We start from the raw sequence: 16,820 nt of genomic DNA, 5'->3' as shown, positions 1-16,820 counted from the left end.
TAAAATGATTAAGAGGTGGTGGAGCATTATGGATTATAGAGATCTTATAGCAGGAGTAGATGTTCAAATTCCTTTAAAAGATGGAAGATTTGTTAAAGCTATAAATTTTGATAATGCTGCAACTACTCCCCCATTTATATCTGTGGTGGAGTCTGTAGTGGAATTTTCTAAATGGTATTCTTCAATACATCGAGGAGTAGGATATAAATCAAAATTTTGTTCAGAGTTCTATGAAGATGCAAGAGAAAGAGTATTAAAATTTGTAGGAGCTGGAAGAAAAAATACAGTTATTTTTGTAAAGAACTCTACAGAAGCTTTAAATAAACTTTCTTATAGGTTAATTAAAGATAAAGATTGGGTAGTGTTATCAACATTTATGGAACATCATTCTAATGATTTGCCTTGGAGAGATAAATGCATAGTTGATTATATTGATATAGATGAAGAAGGAAAGCTTTTAAAGGAAGATTTAATTAAGAAACTGGAAAAGCATAAGGGAAAGGTAAAATTTGTAACTGTAACCGGAGCATCCAATGTTACTGGATATGTAAATGATATAGATTATATAGCGGAAATAGTCCACAAAAATGGGGCTAAACTTATTGTTGATGGTGCTCAATTAGCGGGACATAAAGGTATTAATATGAAAAGTGATGAGGATATACATCATATTGATTACTTGGTGTTTTCTGCCCATAAGATGTATGCTCCTTTTGGAATTGGAGCAATAGTAGGACCAAAGGAAAGCTTTGAGCATGGTGATCCTGAATATAAGGGTGGAGGTACAGTAGATTTAGTCACAAAGGATAGCGTAACCTGGGATGAGCCGCCTTATAAAGAAGAGGCTGGTACACCTAATATCATGGGAGTATCAGCATTGGTAGCAGCAATGGAACAACTAAGCTATATAGGAATGAATAATATAGAAAGCTATGAAAATATAATTTCGGAATATACGCTTGAAAGGCTGAAAAAGTTGCCTTATGTAACTATATACGGTCATTATGATAACAATACAAAAAAGGTAGGAATAATAACCTTTAATATTAATAATATGTATCATCAAAGTGTAGCTAAATTATTATCAGAAAACTATGGAATAGCTCTTAGAGATGGATGTTTTTGTGCTCAGCCATATATGCAGAGACTTCTTGGGATGAGTACTAATACTGAGGATATAAATCAATATTTAAAAAGCTATGAAAAGCCTGGAGCCATAAGAATAAGCTTTGGATTGTACAATAATATTCTTGAAGTAGATTACTTTATTAATTCATTAAATAATATCTATCAAAATTATAAGAGAGGGCTTTCCTAAGCCCTCCCTTATTTTAACATCCATTTCAGAAATTTAACAGAATTATCTTTGTTTGTGGTATTAACAATTATAGCTACGACTTTATCTTTATAATCATAGTTAATGGAATTAAATGAACTTGAAAAATCATTGGCATCAATTCCGTAAGGCTTAGTGATTTTTCCTTTATCTGAATCATTAGTTGCCTCAATAAAATTAAGCTTTGATAAATCTTTATCGTTTTTTAAATCACTTAAATCTAAAAGAGAGCCAAGTTTTGCATAATTATTGAAATCACTTTTTGAAAGCACAAGTATATCTATGTCTTTGGCAGCAATCCTAGCAGTTAAGGCTTGATCAGCATTGTAAGAATTAGAATCATCACCCTTTTGGAGAAAAGTAATAGTGATTTCACTCTTTTTATTATTAGGAAGAAGTGAAGCATTAGCTTTTTTATTGTAGTCTGAGAGCTTGCTATTATCAACATAATCTCCAAGTAATGTGATGCTTGCATAAGTACTTTTTCTAGTCACTAAAGTTGACACGAAGCTTCCTACCATGGCTACTATCACTATAGTAACAATAATATGGAACTTATAGTAATACCAAATATATTTAAGTTTTTCTTTTTTGTTCATATTAGCAGTGTTTTCTTTAAAAGTTTTTTTCTCCTCCATCCAAACCATCCTTTTTATGCATAAATTTTTTGCAGTGAAATAAAAATCCCCCAATATTATTATAATTAAATATTGAGGAATAATAAACCCTTTACATTATTATTTTTTACTTGAATAATTTTTAACAGCCAATTATAAGATTACTTTTATCAATGCAGAAATAGTTAGGAAGATTAATGCTGTTATTATCACTTATCAAAGGCTTAATATAAGATAAGGCATCTTCATTAATAAAATTCCCTCTGTCATTTATCCAATTTGCAGGAAAGTATTTCACTTTATTACATACATTATTTACGTCGGTAAGAGCAAATTTAATTTCATAAGGATCATCACTTAATCTTTTCATATATACCATGGAGCCAGTGCTTCCTTCTGAAGCATAATTAACTGCGGATACTCCGGCCTTAAAAGCTTCTTCTACATCAGTGGAAGAGGAGATATGCATACCGCATCGCTGCAGCACTCCTAACTCTAAACTTTTAACTCTTCTAGTTATTTTATGCTTTTTAATTAATGAGGATAAAAAGCTTGCAGCGCCGCCTAGTTGAGCATGACCAAATTTATCGTGCTGAATAGCAGAGTTCATTTGAGCTACAAAGTTTCCGTTAGCATCTTTTATTCCCTCAGATACAACCACATATACATGCTTCTTTTCTTTATATTTTTTTTCTATATCCTGAAGGAAATTATCTATATTAAAAGCTTTTTCAGGCAGGTATAAGTAGTCAACCACATTTTCATCATTAATTTGTGCCATAGCGGCACTAGCTGAAAGCCAACCCGTATCTCTTCCCATGGTTTCTAATATAAAAACCCCATTATCAGAATATACGGAGGAATCTAGATAAGTCTCTAGCACAGACATAGCAATGAATTTAGCGGCACTGCCGTAGCCTGGACAATGATCGGTTATCATAAGATCGTTATCTATGGTTTTAGGAATTCCTATTATGTTTTTGGATATGGAATGCTCTTTAGCATAACTGCTGAGTTTGCTAACAGTATCCATGGAATCATTACCGCCAATATAAAAGAAATCATCTATGTCAAATTTGTCCATTATGGTAAAAAATTTATCATATTCTTCATTATTATCGCTAATATTTTTTAATTTATATCTGCAAGAACCTAATGCAGAGGCTGGGGTATATTTTAATCTGTCTATATCGCTGCCTGAAAGTTGTGAGAGCTCAGTTATTTTTTCATTTAGTATTCCTTCTATACCATTTAATCCACCATAAACTTTATCATAATATTTACTTTCACTAGCCTGTGATATTACTCCGCATAAACTTGAATTGATAACTGGAGTAGGACCGCCAGATTGTGCAACTATACATTTTTTCATTTATATGCCTCCTAATTAAAATAATCACCTTATATATTATATACTAATAAAATAAAAAGTATAGTACATTTAACAAAAAATAATACATTTAGGCTACATATTTCTTGAAAACAATATCATTAAGCTATACATTTTACGTGGCAGAAAAGCTTAAAATGTAAAATGTTGAATATAGTTTTAAAATAGGACTTAAAATCTTTAAATATAGGTCATTAAAGCAGTTTACTGTAATATATTTTTATAGTAGTCATATTTTAAGGAGTGAGCATCTGTGCATTTAAATTTTCTTATTATGATAGCTTTAGCACTATCCTTTGATGCCTTCGGTGTAGCATTAAGCTTAGGATTAAATTCAAAAATAAATAGCGTTAATAAAATAGCTTTTTGCTTTTCTTTTGGATATTTTCAATTTTTATTTTCATATCTTGGATGTTATTTTGGAATAATATTTAATAAATACTTTTTAGCACTTCCTAAACTTATAGGTGGTGGTATAGTTTTTTGGGTTGGGGTTATGATGATAAAAGATGGACTTCAAGAAAAAGGCAATAAATTCATAATAGCTACTAAAATGTACATAATACTTGGTGCTTCTGTAAGCGTGGATGCTTTAATAATAGGATTTACAACATTCAACAGCATAAGGTCTCATGAAATAATATTGTTTTCTACGCTAACTATAGGTTTTATAACAATGCTTATGACAGCTTTAGCGTTTATAGTGTCAAAAAAATTAAAAAATATTCCCATACTATCGTCTTATGCTGACTATCTAGGAGGATTAATTCTAATTGCTTTTGGCTTAAAAATGATGTTTATATAATGTAACTCATTTATAATAAATGCCATAATTTATTACTATGTGAAAGTTTCTGTGCTATAATGTACTAAAGGAAACTTTCGTTTATCAAATATATTAAGGTGATGGTTATGGGACGATATAATCTTCTAAAAGAAAAAAATATAAAGATAACATCTGCTAGAAAGGTAATATTAAATATACTTGAGGAAGCAGATGAAGCTGTAAGCGCTGAATATGTTTATGAGAAATGTACAGAAATAGGAGATAATATAAATTTATCTACAGTTTATCGAACTTTGGAGACTTTTGAGGAAAAGGGAATTGTTAAAAAGTTTAATCTGGGAGATGATCGTTACAGCTATTCTATAAGTCACGACGAGCATAAACATATAGTGGAGTGCAACATGTGTCATAAATGTGTAGAGGTAGAATGCCCAATTCAGGTATTTGAAGAAATTATAAAAAATAAAACAGGTTTTACTATAATGGAACATGATTTTCATATAAAAGGAATATGTAAGCAATGCAGAGATAAACTATTAAAATAGCAAGGTTGAAAATATAAAGAAAAAGGAGAAATGTTAATGGATTTTTCGTCTATAGTATTAATGGAAAAAGATAAAGATACAGGCATACTTACAAAAGAATTAGGAAGTTACAAAGTAGATGAGGGAGCAGAACACATAACAAGAGCATTTTGCCATGCTGGAATTGTAAATGTTATTTTTGATACAGCAAGAGATGTGGAAGATTGGGAGTATTCAGCTATATGCGACGAATTTAATGAAGAAGTATTCACGGATGAAGGCTTTGCTATAGAATTTATGGAAGACGAATATAATCCTACATGGCTTATAACCTTTTCCTTTGATGAAGACTACGATGTGGTACAGGATAAAATATCTGTATTGTGCAGTATCCTTAATGAAGAATTCAGCAGAGTCTTTGAAGATATAAAATCAAAGCAGGATGAATATACAGAATAAATATATCAATTAGCGTAAGGAGTGTAATTTGTATGGCAGAAGTAAAGAAAATAAAACTAAGACAGGAGATTAAGGCAGAAGATACTTGGAATGTAGAAGCAATATATGAAAGTAATGCTGACTGGGAAAAGGACTTAGAAAACCTTAAAGCAGTGGCAGCAAGCATAAAAGATTTTTCTGGTAAGCTTTCTGATTCTAAAAAGCTATTGGAGTACTTTAAGGAAAGTGAAATAATTTCAAGAAAAGCGGAAAAGCTGTTTATATATGCACATCTTAGAAGTGATGAAGATACTGCTAATGCAGAATATCAGGCTATGAGGGATAAAATAGATAGTTATCTTCCAGAGATAAGAAGCTATGAAGCCTTTTTTGTACCAGAAATATTAAGCTTGCCTGAAGCATATATTGGAGAGGCTATAAAGCAGCAGCCAGAGCTTGAGATGTATAAATTCTTACTGGATGATGTATTGAAGATGAAGCCTCATACATTATCAAGAGCTGAAGAAGAATTATTAGCTTCTGTTTCTGATTGCTTGGATGCTCCAGAAAATATATTTGGCAGGTTATCTAATGCTGACATGACTTTTCCTGTTATTGAGGATGAAGGCGGCAATAAGGTAGAACTTACAGAAGTAAATTATATGGCTTTTATAAAAAGTAAAAAAAGAGAAGTTAGAGAAAATGCTTTCAAGGCTCTTTTTGGAACCTATGAAAATTATAAGAATACTTTTGCTGCAACTCTTACTTCTTCCGTTAAAAACTTTGTATTTAAGTCTAAGACTAAAAAATATCAAAGCTCCTTGGAGAGCTCTTTGAAGCCTAACAATATACCAGTAGAAGTTTATGAGAAGGCTTTGGAGACCATAGATAAAAATATATCGGTTTTACATAGATATGTAAGCATAAAGAAGAAATTGCTTGGACTTGATGAAATACATATGTATGATTTGTATGTTCCTATCGTAGAGGTAGAAAGCGAACATATAGAATTTGAAGAAGCTGTAAATATGGCTGTAAAAGGGATTGCGCCTCTTGGAGAAGAATATTTGAATATATTCCAAGAAGGAATTAACAGCAGATGGATAGATAAGTATGAGAATAAAGGAAAGAGAGGCGGGGCATATTCTTGGGGGTCCTATGATACAATGCCTTATGTTCTTCTTAATTATAATTATGAATTAAGCGATGTATCCACATTAGTGCATGAAATGGGACATTCCATACATTCCTATTATTCAAGAAAAACTCAGCCTTATATTTATGCTGACTATACATTATTTTGTGCAGAAGTAGCCTCTACTACAAATGAAGCTCTGCTCATAAATTATCTTATAGATAATGAAAAAGATAAAAATAAGAAAAAGTATCTTATAAATCAACAGCTTGAGCAGATCAGGACAACAGTATTTAGGCAGCTTATGTTCGCTGAATTTGAGAAGATAACTCATGAGAGTATAGAAGCAGGAAATCCTTTAACAGCAGTTAATCTTTGTGATATATGGCATAAATTAAATAAAAAGTACTTTGGGCCAGAAATGATAGTTGATAAAGAGATAGATATGGAGTGGGCAAGAATACCTCATTTTTATTCAGATTTCTACGTATATCAATATGCCACTGGATATGCAGCTGCCACATCCTTTGCTAAATCAATTTTAAGCTTAGGAGATGCAGGGGTAGATAAGTATAAAGGTTTCTTAAAAAGCGGAGGAAGCGATTATCCAATAAACATACTAAAGAATGCTGGTGTAGATATGACTACTTCTAAGCCTCTTGAAGATACACTTGCAAGATTTAGTGAGTTATTAGACTTACTTGAAGAAAAATAAGTTTCATAAATAAATTTTGAAATGTGGATATCTATAATCATAATAGGAATATCTGAAATAATAATATTTTTGCCTTTCAGATATTTTGAAAGATGTAGATATCCTTTTATTATTATATTCAATAGTAAAATTAAATTTGTCCAGTTAATTAATATTTCTTGCGAATATTATGTTAGAGTGTAGATGTTGATATTACACAGTATTTCTATATTATACAATATATTTTAAATTTTATTTTAAAATAATTAATAAACATAGGTAAATAGTTAAAAATTTGTTCTAAAAAGATGAAATGTAGTCCTTTTGATAGTATAATATAAGTCGTAGTAATTTTTTTGAGGTGTTTTTATGAGATTTGAATTTATAAATAGGGTAGTGAGCGGTGAAGTTTTAGGTAAAAGCATATTGACCAGCGACGGAAGAGTGCTTCTAAGAGCCGGGGTTACTCTGACTAGCGAATATATTTTAAAATTAAGAGAGCTTGGTATAACCTATGTTTACATAGAAGATGATAGATTATCAGATGTACCAAGTGAAGATGAAAAATTAGTAGAACTGAAAAAATCGGCTATAAAAAATATGGATATAATAATGAAAAATGTTAATAATTACAATAAAAGGCAGTTAAAGGAAGCTGTGAAAAAAATAGAGGAATTAGTGGACTATGTTATAGAATCATCAGATTTGGGTAAGTATATGGCAGATATAAAAACTCATGATAATTATACTTATCTTCATAGTGTAGATACAGGAATAATGGCTATATTTATGGGGACGGAGATGAAATATAGCGAAGATAAATTAAAAAAATTAGGATTAGGCGGAATATTGCATGATATTGGTAAGTTAAAAATCAGCAACAGCATTATAAACAAACCAGGTAAGCTTACAGAGGAAGAATATGAACAAATGAAGAATCACCCAATATTTGGAGCGGATATATTAAAGAGCAACTATAGAATACCTGAAGAGGTCATAGACATTGCTATGCAGCACCATGAAAGAGTGGATGGCTATGGATATCCTAGGGGACTAGATAAGGATAACATAAATAAGATGGCCAATATAGTAAGTCTATGTGATGTATATGATGCAGTGGTGAATGACAGGAGCTATAGAAAAAAATTAAAGCCTTATGATGCATATGAATTAATAATAGCTGCCAGCGAAGTTATGTTTTACCAAGATGTAGTTCTGGCATTTAAAAATACTTTTGGAGTTTATCCGTTAGGAAGCTGTTTAAAATTGTCTAATGGCATTGAAGGGTATGTAATTAAACAGAACAAAGGATTTCCAGATAAACCAGTGATAAGAGTGCTTTATGACAAGGAAACTAAAAAGCCTATTCCATTTTATGAAATTAATTTGTCTGAAAGCAGAGAAGTGGTGGTAGATAATATAATATAGGTGGTGAAGTATGTCAAATAAACTTGAAAAAGAACTGGTGAATTACATATTAAGCACTGGGCTATTTAAACTTGATGAGTTAAGCAGAGATACTTCAGGAAATTCTATTTGGATGCTTCAATCCTCTGATTCTAATAAGTTTGATGAAATTGCAGTGTTTTTAACAGAAAAAAATTATATTTATGGCAGAGATAAAGCGATCGATTATGTTAGCTCCAGATATATAGGAGAAAAAGGTATAAGATTAAGCTTTGTGGTAATAAGTGAAGCAGATATAAATAAAAATGAATTAATGGTATATCCCGCTGGATACATAATTGGAAGTTCTATTATAGTTGTTAATCCAAGAGAATTAAAGATAACATATAGCTACGGAGAAGGATATGCTGCTGCTGTAATCAATTATTATATTAAAAATAAAAACATAGAGAAAGAGGCCACAGGATTTTTTAAGGTACCTGTTACCAACATATTAATAATAACTAATATACTTGTGTTCGCTATTATGGTGCTAAGCAGTGGCAATATTGTAAACAGTTTATTTAGCATTGACAATGAGACGCTGCTGAACTTTGGAGCGCTCTATGGACCCTATGTAAGAGCAGGACAGTATCATAGAATTATTAGTTCAATGTTTTTACATGCAAATTTAATTCATCTTTTGCTGAACATGTATGCGTTAAAGATAATAGGAACTTTAGTTGAAAACATATATAAGAGTAAAAAATTTTCTATTATTTACGCAGTGTCTGGAATATATGGAGCCATTGGAAGTCTGATTTTTTCTAATAGTATATCTGTTGGAGCTTCTGGAGCCATTTTTGGTCTTTTAGGTGCAGCTTTTGTTTATGCTTTTATGATGAGAAAAAAAATAGGAAGAGCTTTTATTAATGAAATTTTTAAAGCTATAGTTATTAATCTATTAATAGGATTATCCGTAAGCAATATAGATAATGCTGCTCATATAGGAGGGCTTATAGGCGGGATGCTTATAGCTATATTTTTTGAACTTAGAAGATCTGGGAAATAAAAGGATTGCCATCTTATCAGGCAATCCTTTTAATGAGTACAATATAAACTTAGAAATATTTTAGTCGCAATTATAAACTGCTGCTGGGGAAATTATTTCTTTAAGTTCTTCAAAATATAGAGTCTCTTTTTTCAATAATTTTTCAGCCATAATTTTTAGCAAGGCTTCATTAGATTTTAATAATTGTAATGTATCCTCATATAGTGCGGACACAATGTTTTTACATTCTTCTACTAGTTCGTTAGGAGAAGGTGAAATGAAATTCTTCAATTCATTTAAATTAAGCAGTCCTAAGCTTTCGCCCATTCCGTATTGAGTAACCATCTTTGTTACTAAGTTTGTGGAATGCTGCAGGTCTCCATATGCACCAGTAGTTATTTTATCCTTACCAAGTGTAAGTTCTTCTGCAGCACGGCCGCCTAGCATTACCATTATCCTTCTTCTTAAATAATCTAAGTCGTGATACATTAAATCTTCTGGTATGCTCATGGTATAGCCGCCAGCACCTTTGGTACTTGGGATTATAGTCACTTTTGACACTTTTTCATTTGGAAGCTTTAATAAAGATACTAAAGCATGTCCACATTCATGATAAGAAGTTATTAGCAAGTCTTTTTCTTTTATATGTCCTCTATCGATTTTCTCATGCCCTGCTACTACTATAGAAAAAGCTTTATCCATGTATTCTGAAGTTATAAATGGACTCATATCTTTGCATGCTAATATAGCAGCTTCATTAACTAGACTTTCAATTTTAGCTCCAGAGAAATATGCTGTGGAATGTGCCCAATCCTTTACATCTATATCTTTTACGGGTTTGTTTTTCAGGTGTAGATTTAATATTTTTTCTCTAGCACTTACATCTGGGAGAGTTACTTCTATGTGTCTATCGAATCTTCCTGGTCTTAAAAGAGCGGAATCCAGCATATCTAGCCTATTTGTAGCTGCAATAACCACTATTCCTTCACTTTCATTAAAGCCGGACATCTCTGTAAGGAGTGCATTTAAGGTCTGATCACGTTCATCATTACCTCCAGACCTTCCAGAATCTCTCTTTTTGCCTATAGCATCAATTTCATCTATAAAAATTACCGCTTTTCCATGACTTCTTGCTTTTTTGAATAAATTTCTTATCCTGCCTGCTCCAACTCCAACGTATACCTGAACGAAATCAGATCCGGACATTGCGAAAAATGGAACACCGGCTTCCCCTGCAACGGCCTTTGCAAGAAGAGTTTTCCCTGTGCCTGGTTCACCATAAAGTATTATTCCTTTTGGCATTCTAGCTCCGTAGACAGAATATTTTTCTGGATTTTTAAGAAAATCCACTATATCTTTTACACTTTCTTTAGCTTCTTCATTTCCTGCTACTTTGTCAAAAGTATATTTTGTTCTGCTGCCAGCAGAAACATCAACGGTATCAACGACCCCAAGCTTATTGGAAGATAATTTTGATGTCTTTATTAAAATAAACAGAACCGAAATTAAAGATAAACCCATAACGAGAGATAAAGCTATCTCTGGAAGGCTGTAATCAGAATTCTCATCAACATTTATCCCGTCACTTAGAAGGCTTTGCTTGAAATCGCTGCTTCTAGGGTTATCAGTTGAATATATTGTACCATCCTTCAATTTTACTTTTATTTTTGAAGTATCTGTTAAATATACAGTAGCTACATTCTTATTTTCTACATCTGTTTGAAAAGCTGAATAACTTTCAGATTTATTAGAAGCAAAGGCTAAATTATAAATTACTAAGAAGGTCATAGCTACTATAGCTATTATTGCAGGAATAAATATATGTTTCTTTTTTAATCTATTCATATGTTCGACTTCCTTTCTTATGAAGAATTTTAAATGTTTTTATCCTATTTAAATACCTAATTATTATTAGATTTACATACAATGAATGAAAATTCCGAAAATTACAACTATAACTAATTTAACTACAAGCATCACGTTTAGATAATTTAATTCTGCTTACTTTATCTATTATAAATATTTTTAATAGCTTGTCTAATGATATTCATAAAATTTGTTATAGTAATTTATGGTACTATGGTATAATTACAGATATAATTATGGATTGAATAAAAAGGCTATGTTTTAAAAAAATGTGAAATCAACACTGATTTAAAACAGAACCAATTAAAAAAATGAGAAAAGGTTTAAATAAGTGTTTCTGGGGGGATATACTAAGTGAATATTAGTGAAGTAAACTTAAGATTTACAACAAAAGACATAATGTCTATAATAGAAGATTTTGTTGAAGTTTCTGGATTAACAATTGAAGCTGTGACCATCGGTAAAAACATTGAAATCAAGGGAAGATATAAAAAAATTATCAATATAAATTTTAAAGGGGTAGTTTCTTTAGTAGGAGTAACAGAATCAAGTGTGGAATTAAAATTAATAAGTTTTTCTGTTTTAAAATTACCCATTTTTAAATGGATAACAAATATAGTACTCAAAAAGGTTTTAAAAGAGCTAAGTGATATAGGCATTAATTATAAAGATGGCTTGGTAGTACTTAAGATAAATGACCTGCTTAAGCTGTCACCGATAAAATTAGGAGTAAAACTGAAAGCTTTAAAACTTGAATTGAATTCAGTTATCATAGAGGCTGTAGACATAAATATAGGAATGAAAAATAATGTCGCAGAAGATAAAACTGAAAAAGAAGAAGTGGTTAAACAAGCAGTTATGTGTAAAAGCGATAAATATTCACAAGTAAGAAGGAGAATTAAGGAAAAGATTCCGTCAAAGTTTAATGATATTACTCCTTATATAATGATAATGCCTGATTTAGCAGCACTTTTAGTAAGGCTTTATAAAGATTCCAGAGTACCTTTCAAAACGAAAGCTATATGCGCAGGGGCTTTTGCCTATGCAGTATCTCCCTTTGATATAGTTCCTGATTTTATACCTGTTGTAGGAGAAATGGACGATTTTGGAGTGGTTTTTTATGCCTTAAATAAAATATTGAACGATGTACCTGAAGACATAATAATAGAGAATTGGCAAGGAAGAGAGGATATAATTAAGATTATACGAGGTGGAGTGAATTACATAAATAATATAACTAGTAAAAACAAGCTTTCTGCTGTATTTAAAATAGCAAAGGATAAAATTAAAAATAGAAAAAAGAGTAGAGAAATAAAAGCAATTGAAAAGGAGAAAAATTAGATGCCTAAAAAAGTATATGCAATAAAAGAAGGCTTTGATTTTAATAAGAATGAAAAAATTATAGATACGATAACATATAGCTGGAGTGAATGCGAGAAATATATAAAAGGAGTAAAGGGGGCTAAATATAAAAGCTTTGAAAATATAGAAGCTGCCCGAAAATATTTAAGTGAAGGTAATAATTCTCTAAAAAAGGGAAAAGATCAATATCCTATGGATTGCTTACATATATATGTAGATGGCAGCTATAATTCAAGCAGTGAAAAATATGCATATGGATTGGTGGCTGTGAGAAATGAAGTAATAGAATATATAGAAGCAAATTCATCAATAGATAACTCTCAAAAAAGTATTAGACAGATAGCTGGAGAATTGGAGGCAGCCGTAAAAGCAGTGGAGTATGCTCTAGGTAAGGGAGATAAAAAAGTAGTCATATTTCATGATTATGAGGGAGTATGCCATCATGCAACAGGATTTTGGGATAGGAAAGAAAAATCATCCGAGGAGTACTATAATAAAATGCAAAGTTTATTTAAACAAGGCATTGAAGTTATATTTGTTAAGGTAGACAGCCATACCGGAGATTTTTTTAATGAACTTGTTGATGAGGAATGCAAAGAAAAACTATCAATAAAGTCTGATAAAGTTGTTTCAAAGTGGCTTAGTACTAATATTGTAAAAGTTGCAAATGAAGAATTAAAAGCGCAAATATTGAAGATTGCACCGGATAGTTCTGAAAACATAGCAGTTGTTAATAATAGTTCTAATAATGTTTCTAATACTATAGATGAATCTCATAGCTATATGATAGAAAAATTTAAGTCTCTAGTTGAGGAATATAAAAGTTTCTCTAAATCAAAAGAACAAATATTATCAGAACTTATTGAAAAAGAACAAATAGAGTTTATTAAATATCTTTTAAATCTTATTTAGTGCATAATAAAAAATTAATTCCTACTATAGATATAGTAGGAAAAAATACCATGTTTAAAATTATGGATAATGGCACATTCTAATTAATAGATACAGTTAGTTATTTTCGAAATAAATTTAAAGGAGTGTGTGATATATGAAAGGCTTTATTAGTGGTATAACTACCGGAGCAATTATAGGAGCTGCAGTTGGTGTAATGATGGTTCCGGAACTGGACAGATCAACAAGAAAAAAAATCAAAAGATTTGATAGGATGCTTATGAATGTGGCTGGAGACATGTACAATCCAATCAAGAAGGCTATGTTTTAAATCAGAACTATTAAGAAAAATAAATTCTTTTAAATATTGTTAAAAAGTAGCTAAAAACATTGTTGTATTAACAAATTTTACAAAAAATATTTTTGATTTTTACATTAGTGAGCTAGATTTCTATTTTCAAATCTAGCTCTTTAATTTTTTATAGCAAAAATAAACCATTATATGGTAAAAAAATAAACAAAATGTAAGTGAATACATTTACTTGAATAAAAAAATGCGTTAAATTAAAAAAAAATTAAAAAATATAGGTGTTTTTTTAAAAAATATGGTATAATTAAAACAGTTTTGAGAAATGTTTAATGGAATTATATTAAAAAAATTTAACTTAAAATTCTATAAAAGGAAGAGTGATTATGGAAATATTATCTCTAGGGGAAAAGATAAAAAGAAGAAGGAAAGAACTTGGGATGACATTGAAAGATCTAGCTGGGGATAGAATTACCCCAGGGCAAATTTCTCTAGTTGAATCAGGAAAGTCAAATCCAAGTATGGATTTACTTGAGTATTTAGCTCTTACCCTTAAAACCACAGTAGAATATTTAATGGAATCTGAAGAATCGCAGGCGGAAAAGATTTGCTTGTACTATGAAAATATAGCCGAAGCGCATATATTGAATGATGATTTGATTTCAGGCGAAAACAATCTTGAAATCTGTTTATACTATGCAGAAAAATATAAACTTGAATATAGAAAAGCTAAAAACCTATATTTACTTGCAAAAACTCATGAAAAGAGGAAGGAATTTGCTGCTGCACAACAATTTTATCTTTCGGCTAATGTAATCTTTATAAAGAATAATAATTATGAAGAAATAGTAAATACGTTTTTGAATCTAGGCAAAATTACTTTTATATTAGAAGCATATCATTCTTCTAATAGTTATTTTCAGCAAGCAGAAAAAGTATTTATTGACAATGACATTGGAAATGATTTTTTAATAGCTGAAATATATTATAATATGGCTAAAACATATTTTAAGCTAGATAATATAGATAAAGCTATGAACTATGCCTTTTTATCAAAGGAAAAGTTTGAAGCGTTGAACAACAAGAAAGAATATGCTAAAACTCTAATGCTTCTTTCGGATGAGTATAATAAAAAAGGTGATATTTTAAGTGCTATAAAGTATTCTAAAAAAACATTAGCTATATACAAAGAGATAGACGGGTTAAATGATGTGGCTGAGATAGAGAACAGCCTTGGAAAATTATTCTATGAGTTTGAAAATTTTGAGGAATCCTTTAAGCATCTTTATGTAGCTAAGAATTTAAGAGAAAAGAATGAAGATGGAAAACTTAATGATACTCTTATAAACATTTGTGAAAATTATATAAGGTTAAAAGACATAAGAAATTGTACAAAGATATTAGAAGAAATCCTTAGAAATATTAAAGATGGGGATAATGAAACTTTAATAGGATACTACCTATTAAAATATAGGGTTAGCATGCTTGAAGGTAATTTAAAAGAAGCTGAGAACATACTACTTATTGCTTTTAATTTTGCGAAAAACATTGATTGTTTAAAACAGGCAGCAGAAATTTCGATTATTTTAGGAAAGTTTTATATAGATAATAAAATGGACGCGATTGCCGCTAAACATTTAAATGAGGGCGTAGAATTGTTTAAACAAACAGGTATAATAAGCTAAAGTAAGTTCAAAGCTTAAATGTTGGATAGGTGGTATATTATGGAGATATTAACTACAGGTGAAAAAATTCGGCGAGCAAGAATATATAAGGGGCTTACATTAAAAGATATATGCGGAGATATGATTTCGGTTTCAAAATTAAGTTGTATAGAAAACAATAAAATTGAAGCTGAACCAGAAATACTTGAATCAATTTCTGAAAAGCTTGGCTTGGATTATGAATACCTTGTACAAGATATTCAATATCAGATAAAGAATAATATAGAAGAGTTAACAAAGACAAGCACTGATCAGCAATATGAGAGTGGAATATACTACAATTTAAGCTACTGCACAGAAAATGCATATTATGATCTAGCTTTTGAATTAGTTCATTTGCTTTTCGCATATTATAGAAAAAACAGCAGAATTGATAAGATTGAAGAGGTTCTTTCCATATATTTTCAGCTTAATAATAAATCTCATACAAGTCAGAATATAGTTACTTATAATGGAGATATGGGAGACTACTTTTATCTAAATGAAGAGTACGATCAAGCTATATACTATTATGATAACGCAATAAATATTTTGAATGAAAATAAGGAACTTTCTCAAGAATCCATAGCTATCTTGCTAAACAATAAAGTGAAATGTATGATTAAGCTGTTTCAATACGGTGATATAGAAGAATCAGCTGATTTGCTTAAGAATTACGCTGGTTTTGTTAAAAATGACATGAATAGAGCTGATATATATAAGACATTGGTTTTGGCGAAAATCAGCCAAAATGGTGAAACAGACAAGGGCTATGAAGAGCAGATATATATGCTGCTAAATGATAGCATAGAAGATATATGCGAAGCAAAACTCGAATTTGCTCAAGCTTTATTTTTAAGGAAAAGCACAGAAAAAGCCATGGAATATATTGAGTTTGGTATATCAAATTATCCTGCCAAGCTTAAAGAAAAGAAAGTAGCTTTTGTGCTTAACTGTGTAAATGAGCTTATAAATAATAATATATTGGAAGAGGCTAAAAAAATCTGTGATGATGCTCTTAATTATGCTATTATGCTGGACAATATAAATTATATTGAAAAGGCTTACTATTTTAAATCTACTATATTGCAAAAGATGGGTGACTATAATTCAGCAGAAATGTATATGAATTTATCAGTGGATGCACTTATGAAATACGGTAATAAAAAGGAACGATACTTAAGATATATGGAACTGGGTAATATGTACTATAAATTAGGACAACCAGCTGAATCAATTAAGTATTTTAATATTGCTATTAATGTGAAAAAAAAGTTATAATATAAGTGTACCGCATAGACTTAAGGGTAGTTTATGCGGTTTTTGCTCTAGT

General features: G+C 30.5%; 15 protein-coding genes. 12 read left to right on the top strand and 3 right to left on the bottom strand.

Going from position 1 to position 16,820, the window contains the following annotated elements:
- Positions 1 to 28: 28 nt before the first annotated feature.
- The gene (locus tag IAI10_RS21005; RefSeq protein WP_315675273.1) at positions 29 to 1,318 is read left to right on the top strand and encodes an aminotransferase class V-fold PLP-dependent enzyme; all 1,290 of its coding nucleotides are present in this window, start codon (positions 29 to 31) and stop codon (positions 1,316 to 1,318) included.
- 8 nt (positions 1,319 to 1,326) lie between these two features.
- On the opposite strand, the gene IAI10_RS21000 is transcribed toward IAI10_RS21005, so the two are convergent.
- Both IAI10_RS21000 and IAI10_RS20995 read right to left on the bottom strand, forming a co-directional pair.
- Positions 1,327 to 1,974, bottom strand: a complete 648-nt coding sequence (locus tag IAI10_RS21000) for a hypothetical protein (RefSeq protein WP_315675272.1) — start codon at positions 1,972 to 1,974, stop codon at positions 1,327 to 1,329.
- A gap of 121 nt (positions 1,975 to 2,095) precedes the next feature.
- A complete protein-coding gene (locus IAI10_RS20995) occupies positions 2,096 to 3,325 on the bottom strand; it encodes a 6-phosphofructokinase (protein ID WP_315675271.1) in 1,230 nt (409 codons plus the stop codon).
- A 292-nt stretch (positions 3,326 to 3,617) separates the two neighbouring features.
- Between IAI10_RS20995 and IAI10_RS20990 the strand changes: the two genes are divergently transcribed.
- From IAI10_RS20990 to IAI10_RS20965, 6 genes are all read left to right on the top strand, one after another.
- Positions 3,618 to 4,148 carry a manganese efflux pump MntP family protein gene (locus tag IAI10_RS20990; RefSeq protein WP_396334413.1) on the top strand — a complete coding sequence of 177 codons (531 nt, stop codon included), beginning with the start codon at positions 3,618 to 3,620 and terminating at the stop codon, positions 4,146 to 4,148.
- Positions 4,149 to 4,255: 107 nt separating this feature from the next.
- Positions 4,256 to 4,675 carry a Fur family transcriptional regulator gene (locus IAI10_RS20985; RefSeq protein ID WP_315675269.1) on the top strand — a complete coding sequence of 140 codons (420 nt, stop codon included), beginning with the start codon at positions 4,256 to 4,258 and terminating at the stop codon, positions 4,673 to 4,675.
- 36 nt (positions 4,676 to 4,711) lie between these two features.
- Entirely contained in the window at positions 4,712 to 5,113 is a 402-nt protein-coding gene (locus IAI10_RS20980; RefSeq protein ID WP_315675268.1) for a DUF6762 family protein, read from the top strand.
- Positions 5,114 to 5,145: 32 nt separating this feature from the next.
- On the top strand, positions 5,146 to 6,942 hold the full coding sequence (gene pepF, locus IAI10_RS20975) for an oligoendopeptidase F (protein ID WP_315675267.1): 1,797 nt from the start codon (positions 5,146 to 5,148) through the stop codon (positions 6,940 to 6,942).
- A gap of 348 nt (positions 6,943 to 7,290) precedes the next feature.
- Positions 7,291 to 8,349 (top strand): HD-GYP domain-containing protein, encoded by a 1,059-nt coding sequence (locus IAI10_RS20970; protein WP_315675266.1) that lies wholly within the window; start codon positions 7,291 to 7,293, stop codon positions 8,347 to 8,349.
- 10 nt (positions 8,350 to 8,359) lie between these two features.
- Positions 8,360 to 9,379, top strand: a complete 1,020-nt coding sequence (locus tag IAI10_RS20965; RefSeq protein ID WP_315675265.1) for a rhomboid family intramembrane serine protease — start codon at positions 8,360 to 8,362, stop codon at positions 9,377 to 9,379.
- A 60-nt stretch (positions 9,380 to 9,439) separates the two neighbouring features.
- Here the strand turns inward: IAI10_RS20965 and IAI10_RS20960 are convergent, their stop codons facing one another.
- Positions 9,440 to 11,203 (bottom strand): ATP-dependent metallopeptidase FtsH/Yme1/Tma family protein, encoded by a 1,764-nt coding sequence (locus tag IAI10_RS20960; protein ID WP_315675264.1) that lies wholly within the window; start codon positions 11,201 to 11,203, stop codon positions 9,440 to 9,442.
- 375 nt (positions 11,204 to 11,578) lie between these two features.
- Between IAI10_RS20960 and IAI10_RS20955 the strand changes: the two genes are divergently transcribed.
- The 5 genes from IAI10_RS20955 (at position 11,579) to IAI10_RS20935 (ending at position 16,768) form a co-directional block, all read left to right on the top strand.
- A complete protein-coding gene (locus IAI10_RS20955; protein WP_315675263.1) occupies positions 11,579 to 12,565 on the top strand; it encodes a DUF1232 domain-containing protein in 987 nt (328 codons plus the stop codon).
- Entirely contained in the window at positions 12,566 to 13,498 is a 933-nt protein-coding gene (locus IAI10_RS20950) for a ribonuclease H family protein (protein ID WP_315675262.1), read from the top strand.
- Positions 13,499 to 13,634: 136 nt separating this feature from the next.
- The gene (locus IAI10_RS20945; protein ID WP_315675261.1) at positions 13,635 to 13,808 is read left to right on the top strand and encodes a YtxH domain-containing protein; all 174 of its coding nucleotides are present in this window, start codon (positions 13,635 to 13,637) and stop codon (positions 13,806 to 13,808) included.
- Positions 13,809 to 14,170: 362 nt separating this feature from the next.
- A complete protein-coding gene (locus IAI10_RS20940) occupies positions 14,171 to 15,469 on the top strand; it encodes a helix-turn-helix transcriptional regulator (RefSeq protein WP_315675260.1) in 1,299 nt (432 codons plus the stop codon).
- Positions 15,470 to 15,508: 39 nt separating this feature from the next.
- On the top strand, positions 15,509 to 16,768 hold the full coding sequence (locus IAI10_RS20935; protein WP_315675259.1) for a helix-turn-helix transcriptional regulator: 1,260 nt from the start codon (positions 15,509 to 15,511) through the stop codon (positions 16,766 to 16,768).
- Positions 16,769 to 16,820 lie beyond the last annotated feature (52 nt).

The sequence above is a fragment of the Clostridium sp. 19966 genome, assembly GCF_032335695.1.
In the GTDB taxonomy this organism is placed as follows: Bacteria; Bacillota; Clostridia; order Clostridiales; family Clostridiaceae; genus JACTOJ01.
Note: the sequence above shows the minus strand (reverse complement) of the source record. Positions and strands in the feature narration are given on the sequence as shown.

Excerpts from the sequence above, each read along its gene's own strand:
- IAI10_RS21005 (WP_315675273.1), top strand. The coding sequence starts at position 29 with ATGGATTATAGAGATCTTATAGCAGGAGTAGATGTTCAAATTCCTTTA.
- IAI10_RS21000 (WP_315675272.1), bottom strand. The coding sequence starts at position 1,974 with ATGGAGGAGAAAAAAACTTTTAAAGAAAACACTGCTAATATGAACAAA.
- IAI10_RS20995 (WP_315675271.1), bottom strand. The coding sequence starts at position 3,325 with ATGAAAAAATGTATAGTTGCACAATCTGGCGGTCCTACTCCAGTTATC.
- IAI10_RS20990 (WP_396334413.1), top strand. The coding sequence starts at position 3,618 with ATGATAGCTTTAGCACTATCCTTTGATGCCTTCGGTGTAGCATTAAGC.
- IAI10_RS20985 (WP_315675269.1), top strand. The coding sequence starts at position 4,256 with ATGGGACGATATAATCTTCTAAAAGAAAAAAATATAAAGATAACATCT.
- IAI10_RS20980 (WP_315675268.1), top strand. The coding sequence starts at position 4,712 with ATGGATTTTTCGTCTATAGTATTAATGGAAAAAGATAAAGATACAGGC.
- pepF (WP_315675267.1), top strand. The coding sequence starts at position 5,146 with ATGGCAGAAGTAAAGAAAATAAAACTAAGACAGGAGATTAAGGCAGAA.
- IAI10_RS20970 (WP_315675266.1), top strand. The coding sequence starts at position 7,291 with ATGAGATTTGAATTTATAAATAGGGTAGTGAGCGGTGAAGTTTTAGGT.
- IAI10_RS20965 (WP_315675265.1), top strand. The coding sequence starts at position 8,360 with ATGTCAAATAAACTTGAAAAAGAACTGGTGAATTACATATTAAGCACT.
- IAI10_RS20960 (WP_315675264.1), bottom strand. The coding sequence starts at position 11,203 with ATGAATAGATTAAAAAAGAAACATATATTTATTCCTGCAATAATAGCT.
- IAI10_RS20950 (WP_315675262.1), top strand. The coding sequence starts at position 12,566 with ATGCCTAAAAAAGTATATGCAATAAAAGAAGGCTTTGATTTTAATAAG.
- IAI10_RS20945 (WP_315675261.1), top strand. The coding sequence starts at position 13,635 with ATGAAAGGCTTTATTAGTGGTATAACTACCGGAGCAATTATAGGAGCT.
- IAI10_RS20940 (WP_315675260.1), top strand. The coding sequence starts at position 14,171 with ATGGAAATATTATCTCTAGGGGAAAAGATAAAAAGAAGAAGGAAAGAA.
- IAI10_RS20935 (WP_315675259.1), top strand. The coding sequence starts at position 15,509 with ATGGAGATATTAACTACAGGTGAAAAAATTCGGCGAGCAAGAATATAT.